This is a genomic window from Chryseobacterium endalhagicum (genome assembly GCF_016745235.1).
GTDB classification, from domain to species: Bacteria; Bacteroidota; Bacteroidia; order Flavobacteriales; family Weeksellaceae; genus Chryseobacterium; species Chryseobacterium endalhagicum.
Genome location: NZ_JAELVM010000004.1, coordinates 128,370 through 143,387, shown reverse-complemented (window position 1 = coordinate 143,387; position 15,018 = coordinate 128,370). Strand labels below are relative to the sequence as shown.

Below are 15,018 nucleotides of genomic sequence, written 5' to 3'. Positions count from 1 at the left end.
TTATTTGAAGGCCCTGAACGTTGAACAAATTTTCAGGGTTTTTTGTGTCTTATGATCGCAAAATGAACAGGATTTTACATTTTCTGATTTTTCTCAGACTAAATCTATCTTTTTATCAATATTTCTAAATGCTATTTGTAAATTTGCCTGTTAAAGATTTATAGAAGTTAGGATATGCAAAAATTAGCGCTTTTCAGGCTGCATCTGATCGTTTTTTTATGGGGTTTTACGGCAATTTTAGGAAAACTGATTCATGCCAATGCGCAGATTCTTGTTTTTTACAGAATGCTTTTTGCGGCGGTATTCCTGTTTTTATTCATCAGAGTTTACAAGAAGGAAAGCATTAAAGTATCGAAGAAGATATTTTTTCAGCTGGCCGGGATCGGCTGTGCCATGGCCCTTCACTGGTACTGCTTTTTCTATTCCATTAAAGTATCCAATGTTTCCATAGCGTTAAGCTGCCTTTCGCTTTCCACTTTATTTGCCTCCATATTGGAACCCATTATCTTTAAACGGAAGATTGATATTTCAGAAGTGGTAATGGGAGTGGTGATTGTTGCCTGTATACTGCTGATCTTTAAAACAGAGTTTCATTTTAAGGAAGGTATTATTTATGGGATTCTCTGCGCCATATTCGGGACTATTTTCTCTGTTTTTAACGGTAAAATGTTCGGAAAAACCAGTTCCGGAAACATTATATTCTATGAAATATTCTGCGGATGGTTTGTTCTGGCCGTATTTTATACACTCACAGGGCAGATTTTTCAGATGGATGAAATAAACTACAGAGATCTGGCGTTAATATGCTTGTTGGCAAGTGTTTTCACAGCTTTCCCAATGCTGGAATCGGTGAAGCTCATGAAATATATTTCGCCTTTTACTCTAATTTTAACAGTTAATTTAGAACCTGTCTACGGAATTATACTAGCTTTTTTTATCTTTGGAGAATCTGAAGAAATGAGTCCTGTATTTTATGCAGCTTCAGGCGTTATGATATTGGCTATCATAGTAAATGGATTAATGAAGGCTCGGAAAACTAAAAAACAAATAAACCTTAACTAAGCATCAAATTTATATGATGAAGAAATATTTTTTACTTGCATTTTCACTGCTGTTTGGGCTGTCTCAATCTCAGATCATAAGAAAGTACTCCAATGAATTTTTGAATATTGGAGCCGGAGCAAGAGGTCTTGCCATGGGAGGAGCTGTAATTTCCAATCAGGACGATGTATATTCTCCTATGTGGAACCCGGCCGGGCTCATGGCCATTGAAAGAGACTGGCAGGGCGCAGCAATGCACGCAGAATATTTTGAATCTATTGCGAAATACGACTATCTGGCGTACGCTAAAGTACTTGAAGAAGGCGTATTCGGAGTTTCAGTGGTAAGATTGGGGGTAGATAATATCCTGAATACTACCCAAATGATTGATGCAGAGGGGAATATCGATTACGATAAAATCACCAAATTTTCCCAGTCCGATTATGCAGCCATTCTTTCCTATGCTTTTAATCCCGGAGGAAATCCTAAGCTGGACGTAGGGGTGAATGCTAAAATTGTTTACAGAAATGTAGGGAAATTTGCCAATGGATATGGTTTCGGTTTTGATATCGGAGCGATTTATAAAGCAGATAACGGATGGAAATTCGGAGGTATGCTTCGTGATGCTACCACAACGGTGAATTTCTGGAGCATTAATCAAAAGGAACTTTCAACGGTCGTGAATGGAGAGGAATTTAACCCTGCTCCTAAAGATAAAATGGAACTTACGATGCCTAAACTGAATGTTGGGGCCAGTAAAATATTCAATATCAACAGCAGTCTGTATGTTTTGCCGGAAGCCGGAATCAATGTAGATTTTGCAAAAACAGCCGCTTTGGTATCTACAGATTTTGCCAGTCTTACGCCGTATGCGGGAGCTGAGCTTGGGTATCAGAAAATGATCTTTGTGCGACTTGGGGTGAACAGATTCCAATCGATCACCGATATTGAAGACCTAAAAAGAAAAGTTTCTTTCCAGCCGAGTGCTGGTATCGGAATCAGATACAGAGGCCTTACACTGGATTATGCGATTACGAATTCCGGAATCGGAGGCTCTAATTTCTATTCCAATTTCTTTTCTCTTAAACTGGATATGGGAGCATTCAGAAATGATTAACTTTATAGTATAATTAAATGTAATGAAAAAGATCATATTACTTTTTCTAATTTTTTTTAAAACGAGTTTTTTTTGCCAAACAGGCTTTGTAAGTAATATTAATACTAAACTGAAGCGTATTCATGCTGAAGTTGGAGATAATGTAGAAGTAAAATTTACGGAAGTGTTAAAATATGATGCTTCGGATTTTATAAAAAAGCTCACTGCACAAACTATCACTTTAAATGATTTTGATTTTAAGATTTTAGAAAATAATGGCTTTTCATCAGATAAGAAACAAAAAGAATATTTAAAGAATTTTTGCGAAAAAAATAACATTGAAAAGATAATTATCCTTTATAGAAACCCCTTTTTTTCTCAATACTCACCATATAAAAATTTCTATAGATTAAAATTTGATTTTGGAATTCTTACTCAAGAAAGAAAAAAGAAAACTATTTATTATACGAATAGAATGACTTTAGCTTATTATACTGTTAAAGAAGATAAATTACTACCTGTCTTCTTATCAGGAGAAGATTCATTAAATAAAGAATATTACAAAAGAAATGTAGAGAGAAACGCTGTAGATGGAGAATCAAAGAAACTTCTAGATAGTAATGATGTTGAAAATGATTTTATAATAAAATTTGAAAGCAGGCTTAAAAAGAATTTTGATGATGCTATGAAAAAATAATGGTTCCATAATAATATAGACATTAATAAAAATGAAAAAAATATCGGTATTTACATTGATGCTTGCTGGAGCAGCTATTTTTGGGCAGAAAGTTTCAGATTATAAATATATTTCCGTTCCGGAAAAATTCAAAGCCTTTGATAAAGATTCATATGGTCTTGAAACTGCATTGGTAAAGGGGCTGACCGATAAAAAATATACCGTTGTTCAGGTCATAAAAGATTGGCCTGCTGAAGCTAAAGATAATCCTTGCAGTGTAGGCTATGCTAATGTTTTGGATAACAGTAATTTTTTAAGGAACAGGGTAATTATTGAGATTAAGGATTGTAAAGACAAAGTCGTTTTTACGTCCAAAGGATTTTCCACGATCAAAGATTTTAGACAAGGATTTCAGGATGCATTGAAACAAGCTATCATTGCCGTTCCGGTTTCATATCCTGCTGAAATTGCACCAGCTGTAAAACCGGAAGAATCTGTACCTGCACAATCTGAGAATAAAAATGAGGCAGTTTCCTCTTCACCTGCTTCGGAAAATAAATCTGAAAAGTATACCAATGGGAAGCTCAGTCTTCAAAAAATACAGGTTGATAACAATCAGTTTATCCTGGCAGAAAATGGCAGTTCTGTACCATTTGCTGTATTTAAAGCTTCATCAAAGAAAGATGTATTCAGAGTAAAACTTACAGACGGAAATTATACGATCGGTTATTTTGAAAATGGAAATATCATCATCGATATGCCGCAATCTAACGGTGAATATTCTAAAGAAGTATTTTTATCAAAATAATATTTCGTTAAATGAACAATATATAATCCTTAATTCAAACTGAGTTAAGGATTTTTTACGCCCTCCATCCATAAGTTTAGAACAGGCAGATGTTTATTCAGCATTAAAAAACTCCCAAATCACCTTCGCCTTACTTTTTCCAAGGATCTCTTCCAGAGTTTCCAGACTTGATTCTTTGATTCTTTTCACCGATTTCAGTTTAGAAAGCAGAAGCTCAATCGTTTTTTCTCCAACGCCCGGAATTTCTTCCAGCTCAGATTTTATGGTGGAATTTTTCCTTCTCGTTCTGTGATGCTTTACCCCGAAACGGTGCGCTTCATCCCTTACTCTCTGAAGGATTTTTAAGGTTTCTGATTTCTTGTCCAGATACAGTGGAATGGAATCTTCGGGGAAGAAAATTTCCTCAAGTCTTTTGGCGATTCCTACAATCGTTATCTTCCCGTAAAGTCCCAATAGTCTCAAACTTTTTACAGCAGAGGACAGCTGGCCCTTTCCTCCGTCGATCAGGATCAGCTGCGGAAGGCTTTCCCCTTCGTCCAGCATCCTTTTATAACGGCGGTAGATCACTTCTTCCATTGTGGCGAAGTCATTGGCTCCTTCTACAGTTTTAGGGTGAAAAATCCTGTAATCTGCTTTACTTGGCTTACCATCTTTAAAAACTACACATGCCGAAACAGGATTGGTTCCCTGAATGTTTGAGTTGTCGAAACCTTCAATATGTCTCGGTTCCACAGGCATTCTAAGAAGTTTCTGCATTTCGGCCATGATTCTGTTCGTATGCCTTTCCGGATCTACGATCTGTACCTGTTTTAATTTTTCCAGACGGTATTCTTTTGCATTCTTTTCCGAAAGTTCCACGATCCTTTTTTTGTCTCCAACTTTCGGAACGATCAGTTTTACATTCGGGATTTCTACCGAAAGATGGAACGGAAGCAGTACTTCTTTAGAATCGGAGCTGAACTTTTGCCGGATCTCGATCAGTGCTTCTTCCAGAATATCTTCATCTGTTTCCTCCAGGATCTTTTTAATTTCTGTCGTAAAACTCTGGATAATATTTCCGTTTCTGATCTTAAAGAAATTCACATAAGCCGCAGCTTCATCACTGGTCATTCCAAAAACATCCACATCATCGATATTGGGGTTCACGACTGTATTTTTAGCCTGATAATCTTCAAGGATATCCAGTCTTTCCTTAATCGTCTGTGCCTCCTCAAATTTCAGATTTTCCGCCAGTTTCATCATCTGACTGACCAGATATTCCTTCGCTTTCCGGAAATCCCCTTTGATAATTCCCCGGATGGCATCAATCTTTTCATCATAATCCTCTTTACTTTCCAGGTCTTCACAAGGTCCTTCACAGTTTTTGATGTGGTATTCCAGACAGACTTTATATTTTCCTTCGGCTATTTTGGAAGGTGAAAGATTAAGGTTGCAGGTTCTGAGCTTATAAATATGTTTGATGGTATCCAGCAAAATCTTGGCAGGACGCACTTTCGCGTAAGGTCCGTAATATTCCGAGCCGTCTTTGATGACATTTCTGGTCAGGAATATTCTGGGAAAGCTTTCGTTTTTAATGCAGATCCACGGATATGTTTTATCATCCTTCAGCAATACATTGTAAAAAGGACGGTGTTCCTTGATCAGGTTGTTTTCCAGTAAAAGAGCATCATACTCACTGTTCACGATGGTGGTTTCCAGACGGACGATCTTTCCTACCATTATTTTGATACGGTAGCCCGGAAGATTTTTGTTGAAATAGGAGAGAACCCTTTTCTTTAAATGTTTGGCCTTTCCTACGTACAGCAGCTGATCGTTCTTATCATAGTAACGATAAACGCCCGGTTCTGATGGTAAAGTTTTGAGCTGTAATTCTAAAGAAGGATTCATATAACAAAATTACGGAATTTTGCTTTGATCTATTATGACTTATTATTTTAAATCTGTTTTTAAATTTCAGAGAGTAATTTCTTGCGGTATTCAATATAAGATAAATGGTCATCAAAGCTTATTTCCACGAACAGAATTTTCTTTCCTTTATTTAAGATTTTTAAAGAGCCGTAAATTTTTTCACCCTCAGAGAATACGGAGTGATTGATGAGGTCTTTCTCACTTTCAAACAGCTGCAGCCGGTTGCGGTTTTGCCCTTTGAATACTTTCCATTCCTCCAATGATTTTTCCTGATTTTTTTCAAAAGTATACACGGTAATCATAGATTTGTCATTGATCCAGATTTTATCAATAAGCGGATGCTGCAGAGAAGTTATTTCATGAAAACCTGGCGGTATGAGAAGATCAAAACCGTTTTTTGAATAGATATAATTGTCACCTACCTTTTTATTATCATCTTTAATATTGCCGTCAAGATGATAGAATTTCTTCATTTTGGAGGCGATTTTTAAAACCTTGAATAACTTCTTATAACTCATAAAATCAATATCCCTGAGGCGGCTTTCAATAATTTTCTGATACTCAGCCACCCTTTCAGAAGGAAGATATTTGAGGTCTATCTGATCAACCTGTTCTTTTAACTTTGGATCTTTAAGTTTCAGATCATTAATAATCTTTGTATCAACGAGCTCTGCCGTTTCGATATGCCGCTGCAGCGTAAGTGGATCTTTGATCACAGACTCGGAAGTGAGATAGCGCCCCATCGTTTTATAATTGGTCTGATAGGGAATATGATCAAGGTTTTTCACATAAGTTCCGGCATGTACGGCATCATCAGCCTTTGAACAGCCTTTAAATACTCTTCCCAAAGCACCCCAGAACAGGAAGCTTACCATCAGAACGGTATTGATAGAAAATTTCATGGGGACTATTTAAATTAAGAGGTAAAAGATAAAAAAAAGCTGCGGAAAATCCTGCAGCTTTATAAATATTTTCAAATGATTATCCGTTGCTCATTGCAGTATATTCACTGATCAGGAAGCTCAGATAATCCCATTCCGCAGAATCTTTCGGGTATTTTTTTATGAATTCTGCATTGTCACCAAAGAGAAAATCATAATTGTCCTCAAAATCATCCTTGTGCAGCCACATCACCTTATCACCTTTCTTTACATAATAAGATTTAATCACGCCGCCACCAAGCTGAGGTGAACCCATCATAGAAAAACCGCCTGTTTCTTTAGCTCTCGGATCATGGTATACAGAAATAATATCACTGAATTCAGGATTGATCAGCTGCATCAGGAACTCCTTGTCATCTTTTTTATTTTTCAGGGAAACAGTCTGATTCACGAAATGGATCCTTCCTCCGTCTGTATTTTTAGTCAGTTTTTTTGTGCTGAAGTTTCGGATATTTCCCATGTATTTGGCAACTTTTGCAATTTTTTCAGCATTACTCGGATACACATACATTTCACTGATTTGATCGGCAGTAAAGATTTCACCTTTTTTCGAGATGCTGTCTTTCAGTGAAACCTCATAGATCTGTCCTTTTTTAGTTTCAATTTTGCCGCAAAACCCTTTGTGCTCCGTTCCATCCTTTAAAATAACCGTTGATGTTTTTTTAGGAGACGGGGCATTGAAGCCTTCATTAAAGAGATAGGTTTCCATTTTCTTTTTCTCCTCTTTGGAATATTTTACTTTCTGGGCGAAAGATGCGGTACCTGCCACACAAAAGGCAAGCAGTAAAGTTTTAAGTTTCATAAGTTATTGGTAATTGTTTTTTAAATTTCGGAGGTAAAAATAGCAAATTAACCTGAGTTTGGGATAAGGCATTTTCGTTTTTATAAGAGGTAAGGAAGTTTGAAGCCGGAAGAGGGAAGTTATTGAAGTCCAAAGGTAGAAATGTACAGCGGTTTTATTAATTTTTTGAATCCGCTTCAACAAATTTAAAGGCAGTTATTTAATATTATTGTCCAATAATAACTTCCAGCCTCTAGCTTCTCGCTTCCCGCCTTTTAATCTTAACTTCTTATCCCGAACTCAAGTTAAATTAATTGACGTATCGTCAGAAAAATATAGTACCATAAAATTTACCTTTTCCAATTATTGTTAAATGCGTATTTTTAAGGAAATTTTTAGAAATGATATACGGTGTAGATGTTTTCACTTTCCATGATGTTCTGGAAATCTGTAAAAAACCAGGTAAAGCTAAACTTAATAAAGCTGCCAAAGAACAGATCCTGAAATCCCAGAAAAATGTTCAGAAAATTGTAGAGTCTGACAGATGTGTTTATGGGATCAATACGGGCTTCGGACCGCTTTGTGATACTAAGATATCAGCTGATGAAACGGCACAGCTGCAGTATAACCTTATTATTTCCCACGCAGTAGGGGTTGGGAAGCCTATCAATAAAGAGTTTTCCAAGATCATGATCATTGCAAAAGTTCATGCTTTGTCTAAAGGATTTTCAGGTGTTTCCCTGGAAGTGATTGAAAGACTGATCCTGATGCTTGAAAAAGATATTATTCCGGTAGTACCTGAGCAGGGGTCTGTAGGAGCTTCCGGAGATCTTGCCCCTCTTGCTCACCTTGTGCTTCCATTGCTTGGATTGGGACAGGTTTGGGAAGGAGATCAGATCTTTGAAACCATGGAGGTTTTGGAGAAACACGGTCTGGAACCATTAGCTTTAGGCCCGAAAGAAGGTCTGGGACTGATCAACGGGACGCAGTTTATTTTAGCCCACGCCATTAAAGGGCTGGAAAAATTTGAATATTTATTAAACCTTGCGGATATGACTGCCGCAATGAGTATCGAAGCATACAGAGGTTCCGAAAGTCCGTTCAAAAAGGAACTTCATGAGATCAGACCTTTTGAAGGAAGCAAAAAAGTGGCAGCCAGAATGGTTAAATTCTTAAAAGGTTCTGAAAATATGAAAGCGCACGAAGACTGCGAAAGAGTTCAGGATCCTTATTCCATGAGATGTGTGCCGCAGGTGCATGGTGCCAGCAGAAATGCTTTCGAACACCTTAAATTGATGGCAGAAACGGAACTTAATTCAGTGACGGATAACCCGATTGTTTTAAGTGCTGAGGAATCTATTTCCGGTGGAAACTTCCACGGACAGCTGATGGCGCTTCCACTGGATTACGCTACACTGGCTGTAGCTGAATTAGGAAATATTTCAGACAGAAGAAGCTATTTATTACTGGAAGGAAAATACGGATTGCCGAGATTACTGACAGAAAGCTCAGGACTGAATTCAGGATTCATGATCCCGCAATATACTTCCGCTGCTTTGGTGACGGAAAATAAAACACTGTGCTTCCCGGCGTCGGCAGATTCTATTCCTACAAGTTTAGGACAGGAAGACCACGTTTCTATGGGAAGTATTTCCGGTAGAAAATTTAATCAGGTTTTAGGAAATCTGGTGAATATATTATCTGTTGAACTGATGTTTGCAGCGCAGGGATTAGAGTTCAGAAGACCTTCCAAATGTTCTAAAATTATTGAGGAGAACTTTGCCGTGATCCGTTCCAAGGTAAAAAAGCTTGAAGACGACAGGCTGATCGGGAAGGATATGCTGGCCATTGCAGAGTTGATTAACGAAAGAAAATTCAACGTTGACGCCTGATTAATTCAAATGAATTAAAAATAAATAAATCCTAAGCTTCCTCTCACCGGGAAGCTTTTGTATTTTTGGGTTAGTCTTTATATGCTTAAATCATATTAAATTTTAAATCAATAAACAATGATCACCAAAAGAACAGATTCCTCAGACGTAGATTTCCAGAATTTAGTAAAGCTTCTCGATGCCGATCTGGCTGTACGGGATGGGGAAGATCATGCATTTTATCATCAGTTTAATTCCATTGATATGCTCAAAAACTGTGTCGTAGCGTATTCGGGAGATCATGCGGCCGGATGTGGTGCTTTCAAGCCTTTTTCCGCGGATACGGTTGAAATCAAAAGAATGTATACGGATACTGAAAACAGAGGAAAAGGAGTCGCTTCAAAAATCTTGAATGAGCTTGAAATCTGGGCTAAAGAAGAAGGCTACAGCAAGTGTGTTCTGGAAACAGGAATCGCGCAGCCCGAGGCCATCGCTTTGTACGAAAAAAGAGGGTATTGCCGAATTCCTAATTATGGTCAATATATAGGTGTTGATAATAGCGTCTGTTATGAGAAACAAGTGTGAATTTTTTAAAGGGTGTAACCGGATATTAATATTCTTGTAATACTAAATTCATTTTTTCTGCGCTTTTAAATCCCATCAAAGTGTTATATTGTGTTTCCAAATTATACAATTAAAACTATGAAAAAAAGCGTATTTTATCTTGTGGCATTATTTTTTGCCCTGAATTCGTGTACCCGTGACGGACTTCCCACAGAAAATCCATCCACTGAAATGGTTCAGAAAGATCCTTTGACGGGAAAACAGATCAATGCTGAAATCAACAGTACGATCAAGAACACGGGATCTTTTAACTGGAAAAACAGCTCTGATCATCTGCTTTGGAGTGCTGTTTTCAGAGGAAACAGAATGGTGTCCATCGGATTCGGATCTTCGAAGGATGATTTTGACAGAAGTCTTTCCGCAGACAGCAAAACCATGGAAGCGGATATCCTGAATCTCATTAAGCAGTATGAAGGCGTTGACCAGGCCAGGTTTTTAATCACTTCTGACACGTATCTTAACCAGATTGACGTTCTTATTGAAAAGGAAGAAACTATTTCTGCCTTGAGAAAGATGAAAACCATCCGATATGTAGAACCGGGAGATTATCATTATTTTGAAGTAGAAAACGGGCTTAATGCCAATGCCAAATCCAGCGGATCATCATCAGGCTGCGGATTTGAATCTACTGCTTTAAATGCAGCAGATTATACTTCAACAACGCCTAATGCAAAAGTTCCATGGGCTTTTACACAACACAATATCCCGAACGCATGGGGCTACAGTACAGGAGCCGGAGTTACCATCGGACTTATCGATACCGGAGTTTCGCCGGAACAGACTTTACTGGGAAGCAGCTTTAACAGCGGGGCTTCATCAGGAAGAACAATCAGCAAGTTTGGATCGTATGTTAACGGTTCCACTACAGATGGTCCGGCAGACCAGTGCGGACACGGAACAAAGATGGCTTCCGTAATGGCAGCCCCGAAAAACAATGCAGGACTTCCCGTAGGAGTAGCTTATAATGCGAATTTAATTACTTACCGTGCGGCTTCCAATGTAGTTCTGGAAACTTCCAGCGAACAGAACGGTGTAAAAACAGCCTTTACAGATCTTGCCAATAATACCAGCGTAAAGATTATTTCTATGTCTATGGGACATATTTTCTCGGTTGGAAAAATTGAAGACGGTGTGAAGTATGCGTATTCAAAAGGAAAACTGATCTTCTGCGCAGGAGGAACTTCCACAAGCTTCACCACTTTTGTTGGGGTTATTTTCCCGGCAAGCATGTCTGAAACGCAGGCGGTAACGGGAGTTAAAGAAGGAACTTCCAACCAGAAGTGTGATGTGTGCCACTCCGGAAGCCAGATCGATTTTACATTCCAGATGGAAAGATCAAACGGAAATACAGTTCCGGTTTTAAGTTATTATAACAACCAGGCTGATTACGTGGGAGGATCATCAGTAGCTACGGCTGCCACAGCAGGAATTGCTGCTCTTGTCTGGGCAAAAAATCCTTCATGGACGAGAGAGCAGGTGCTGAATAAAATGAGACAGTCTGCTACCTATTATCCTTCGGTAAATTCAAGCTACGGTTATGGAAATATCAATGCTTTAAAAGCAGTACAATAGAATAAATATTGTTAAAGATGGAAGTTGGAATCGGGAAGTTATTGTACATCAAAAAACTTCTTTCGGCCAGCTTCCATCTTCTTTTTTAATAAAGGGGAATATCTTAGTCTCCCAGCTGGTAATCCAGCGGAAGCATGTTTTCAATTTTATTTTTGGAAAAATCGCCTTCGTTGATGAGCAGGTCCGGATTCGAGATATTTCCTTCTTTTGAAACCTCGAATGTTTCACCTTCAGGATGCAGAAAGGAAGATAATTGTACAGGAAACTGACTTTTTACCAGTTCCTTTCCTTTCATATCATAGAAATACTTCTGATAATTCACCTGAAGCATATCTTTAAAACTGAAAAGAACCTTTCCATCTTTTCTTTCCACGTAATCAGAATCGGGAATGAGAGTTTTCACAATGGCCAGCGAGTAGGGTGTCTGACTGTTTTTTCTCTGGGAAATATCACTGATATTCTCCGGAATTTTTGTCATTCCGGAACTTTTTACCATCTGTCTGAAATTTTCCAGGGTTTTCAGTTCCTCTTCCGTTGGATATTTGGGATTGGGAACTTTTACTACATGATTGACCACAAATTTATCTGCCGGAATCGTATTGTTATAAATACTTCTGAAAAAATGAAGCATGCTTCCGTCATACGCATTCATCCGGTTAAGTTTGATCTTCTCCGTACCTTTTGTTTCTTTAAAAAAACTGGTCCCGGTATAATTCACCATGTTCGTCTTAAAGTCAGAGGAGTAGCTGATAAGATTATACTGGATTTCGTAGCCCAGGTTTTTATTTTCTATGATTAAAGTATTCGGGGCTTTTACTTTCAGGAATCTATTTTTTTTGTCGTAAGAGAATTTCAGAGATTTTTGGTTTTTGATCCTTACATTTTCCCTGTCGCTACCGATGAAAGTATCCAGAAAATAATTGATGTAATTCGTATAGGCTTCCGGAGTGTAAGGAACCAGCCTGATTTCCTCAATGGCATTGGTTTTCGTTAAAACTACTTTCAGGTTTTTATTCATAAGCTCTGAAACTGCAGCAGAAAAAGTTTCATAATCATCTTTCTGAAACACTACATTTCCGAAGGTTCCCGAAGAAATGCTCAGGCTGAAACTTCCATCTTCCTTAGAAACCGTTGCAGTTCTGGTTCCGTCTATATAGATATTAACATTGGGGATAAGGCTTCCGGTATCGTTCACCACACGGCCTTTAATGATTTGTGCTTTTAGCAGACACAACGGAAGGATCAAAAAAAATAGTAATATCGTTCTTTTCATGGTAAAACAATATTACTAAATTTCTAGTGATAAAAAAAGGAAGAAAAGTGAGATTTATCCGATCCTTACACTCGTCATGCTTAAAGATCCGCCGATCAGCTCATCATTGAATAGAGAAAGACTTTCAGAGCGATCTTTTAAACCTAAAGTATACATCAGGGGAAGGTAATGATCCGGTGTAGGCACTGCATACTGCAAAAATGTTCCCTGTTTCCGGTAGTCTATAATATTCTGGAAATTTCCGTCCAGCAGCCAGTTATTGGTCTTCTCTCTTGCTTCTATAGCCCAATCCCATCCGGCACCTACCGTATCTATATTTTTCCAGTCGATGAGACGGAGATTGTGAACAATATTTCCACTTCCGATAATCAGAATGCCTTTTTCACGAAGCTTATTCAGTTTTGCCGCCAGATCAAAATGATACTGAGGAGGTTTTGTATAGTCTATGCTTAGCTGAATCACAGGAATATCAGCCTCGGGATACATATGTTTGATGACCGACCATGCACCGTGATCAAGCCCCCAGTTATGATCTTCCTCCACCAAAACAGGGGTAAGGAGCTCAACTGTTTCTCTGGCCAGTTCCGGGCTTCCGGGAGCAGGATACTGAACATCAAACAATGCTTTTGGAAAACCTCCGAAATCATGGATTGTTCTGGGCATATCCATAGCCGTTACGTAAGTTCCCTGTGTGTACCAGTGTGCAGAAATACACAGAATGGCATTAGGTTTTGGAATTTCCTGCGCTGCTTTTCTGAATCCCCGGACAAACTGGTTTTCTTCTATAGCATTCATAGGAGAGCCGTGCCCGAGAAATAAAACGGGCATTCTTTGGGTATTCCCAAAATTCTGACTGATGTTTTGGAGATCGTTGAGGTTCATAGATTGATCAATATTGAAAAAGGTTCAAGGTTTTTAGAAAATCCCTGAACCTTTTATGTTATACCTTTTATGGATATTTTTTTATTACACCGTTTTACGAATTGTAATTCTTCGGATATTTTTAATAGGATTGCATCCTATTCTTTGTTAAGTCGCCACTTTGTGGCTCCCTCTGTGAAAATATTCGTTTTTTATTACGCCGTTTTATGGATTGTAATTCTTCGGATATTTTTAATAGGATTGCATCCTATTTTTTGTTAAGTCGCCACTTTGTGGCTCCCTCTGTGAAAATATTCGTTTTTTATTACGCTTGTTTTACGAATTGTGATTCTTCGGATATTTTTAATAGGATTGCATCCTATTCTTTGTTAAGTCGCCACTTTGTGGCTCCCTCCGTCAAAAAATCCGATTTTTTATTACGCTTGTTTTACAAACTGTAATTCTCCGGCTATTTTTACTTCTTCGCTTACCATTACACCGCCTGCTTCAAGGGCTGCATTCCAGTTCAGTCCGAAATCTTTTCTGTTGATTTTTCCTTCAAAAGAGAAACCTGCTTTTGTGTTTCCCCATGGATCTACATTGATTCCCCCGAAATCTACATCTAAAGTAATTGGTTTTGTCACACCATTTACAGTAAGGTTTCCGGTGATCTTGTCATTAAGAGCCTGAGATTCAAATGTGATGGAAGGATAAGTCTCTGCATTGAAAAATTCAGCAGACTTTAAGTGATTATCTCGGTCTGTATTATTTGTAAATACAGAATCCGTCTGAATTGTAGCGGTTGTTTTGGCGTTGCTGAAAGAATCGTCTTCAGCTTCAATTTCAGCATTGAAAGTTCTGAAGTTTCCTTTGATATTAGAAATCATCATGTGTTTTACTTTAAAAGTAATTTCACTATGCGTTGGGTCTAGGTTCCATTTTGTTGCCATTGTATTGTATTTTTTATTTGTTATTGATACTGCAAATGTAGGGCAGGAAGCATATACAAGTCATTGATATAGGTTAAGAAATGAAATAACGCCTGTTTTTTTATGTGAATGGTCAATTTGCTTTGCAAGTGAAAGGTGAATTATGGCGGCTATAAAAAATTCACCATTGACGATTGACAATTCACCATTATTATCTGTGAATGGTCAATTTTGCTTCGCAAGTGAAAGGTGAATTATGGCGGCTATAAAAATTCACCATTGACGATTCACAATTCACTGTCATTATCTGTGAATGGTCAATTTTGCTTCGCAAGAGAATAGTGAATTATGGCTGCTAAAAAAATTCACAATTGACGATTGATAATTCACCCTGATTCTCTGTGAATGGTCAATTTTGCTTTGCAAGCGAATAGTGAATTATGGCGGGCATTAAAAATTCACAATTGACGATTCACCATTGACGATTGACAATTCACCGTCATTATCTGTGAATGGTCAATTTTGCTTCGCAAGAGAATAGTGAATTATGACGGGCATTAAAATTCACAATTGACGATTGACGATTGACAATTCACCGTCATTATCTGTGAATGGCCAATTTTGCTTCGCAAGTGAA

Annotated in this window: 13 protein-coding genes; 7 read left to right on the top strand and 6 right to left on the bottom strand. The window is 38.0% G+C overall.

The features are described 5' to 3' along the window. Positions 1–174 precede the first annotated feature (174 nt). From JET18_RS21260 to JET18_RS21245, 4 genes are read left to right on the top strand one after another with little or no spacing between them, the layout of a single operon-like run. Entirely contained in the window at positions 175–1,062 is an 888-nt protein-coding gene (locus tag JET18_RS21260) for a DMT family transporter (protein ID WP_202094585.1), read from the top strand. Between the two features lie 13 nt (positions 1,063–1,075). Then, entirely contained in the window at positions 1,076–2,158 is a 1,083-nt protein-coding gene (locus JET18_RS21255; RefSeq protein ID WP_202094583.1) for a putative type IX sorting system protein PorV2, read from the top strand. 22 nt (positions 2,159–2,180) lie between these two features. After that, the gene (locus tag JET18_RS21250; protein WP_202094575.1) at positions 2,181–2,834 is read left to right on the top strand and encodes a hypothetical protein; all 654 of its coding nucleotides are present in this window, start codon (positions 2,181–2,183) and stop codon (positions 2,832–2,834) included. A 31-nt stretch (positions 2,835–2,865) separates the two neighbouring features. Then, positions 2,866–3,621 (top strand): hypothetical protein, encoded by a 756-nt coding sequence (locus JET18_RS21245; protein WP_202094573.1) that lies wholly within the window; start codon positions 2,866–2,868, stop codon positions 3,619–3,621. 93 nt (positions 3,622–3,714) lie between these two features. Here the strand turns inward: JET18_RS21245 and uvrC are convergent, their stop codons facing one another. From uvrC to JET18_RS21230, 3 genes are all read right to left on the bottom strand, one after another. Next, positions 3,715–5,508 (bottom strand): excinuclease ABC subunit UvrC, encoded by a 1,794-nt coding sequence (gene uvrC / locus JET18_RS21240; protein WP_202094572.1) that lies wholly within the window; start codon positions 5,506–5,508, stop codon positions 3,715–3,717. 59 nt (positions 5,509–5,567) lie between these two features. After that, the gene (locus JET18_RS21235; RefSeq protein ID WP_202094571.1) at positions 5,568–6,431 is read right to left on the bottom strand and encodes a hypothetical protein; all 864 of its coding nucleotides are present in this window, start codon (positions 6,429–6,431) and stop codon (positions 5,568–5,570) included. A gap of 79 nt (positions 6,432–6,510) precedes the next feature. Further along, the gene (locus JET18_RS21230) at positions 6,511–7,272 is read right to left on the bottom strand and encodes a hypothetical protein (protein WP_202094570.1); all 762 of its coding nucleotides are present in this window, start codon (positions 7,270–7,272) and stop codon (positions 6,511–6,513) included. A 380-nt stretch (positions 7,273–7,652) separates the two neighbouring features. Between JET18_RS21230 and hutH the strand changes: the two genes are divergently transcribed. The 3 genes from hutH (at position 7,653) to JET18_RS21215 (ending at position 11,318) form a co-directional block, all read left to right on the top strand. Continuing rightward, complete coding sequence (gene hutH, locus JET18_RS21225) at positions 7,653–9,143, top strand: histidine ammonia-lyase (protein ID WP_202094569.1); 1,491 nt, start codon at positions 7,653–7,655, stop codon at positions 9,141–9,143. 117 nt (positions 9,144–9,260) lie between these two features. Beyond that, positions 9,261–9,707: a GNAT family N-acetyltransferase gene (locus JET18_RS21220; protein WP_202094567.1), complete on the top strand. Its 447-nt coding sequence runs from the start codon at positions 9,261–9,263 to the stop codon at positions 9,705–9,707. 117 nt (positions 9,708–9,824) lie between these two features. Continuing rightward, on the top strand, positions 9,825–11,318 hold the full coding sequence (locus tag JET18_RS21215) for a S8 family peptidase (RefSeq protein WP_202094565.1): 1,494 nt from the start codon (positions 9,825–9,827) through the stop codon (positions 11,316–11,318). A gap of 103 nt (positions 11,319–11,421) precedes the next feature. Here JET18_RS21215 and JET18_RS21210 read toward each other — a convergent pair whose 3' ends face one another. The 3 genes from JET18_RS21210 to JET18_RS21200 form a co-directional block, all read right to left on the bottom strand. Then, positions 11,422–12,591, bottom strand: a complete 1,170-nt coding sequence (locus tag JET18_RS21210) for a carboxypeptidase-like regulatory domain-containing protein (protein WP_202094564.1) — start codon at positions 12,589–12,591, stop codon at positions 11,422–11,424. Positions 12,592–12,645: 54 nt separating this feature from the next. Continuing rightward, entirely contained in the window at positions 12,646–13,473 is an 828-nt protein-coding gene (gene ygiD, locus JET18_RS21205) for a 4,5-DOPA-extradiol-dioxygenase (protein ID WP_202094563.1), read from the bottom strand. 416 nt (positions 13,474–13,889) lie between these two features. After that, complete coding sequence (locus JET18_RS21200) at positions 13,890–14,402, bottom strand: YceI family protein (RefSeq protein ID WP_202094562.1); 513 nt, start codon at positions 14,400–14,402, stop codon at positions 13,890–13,892. Positions 14,403–15,018: the final 616 nt, after the last annotated feature.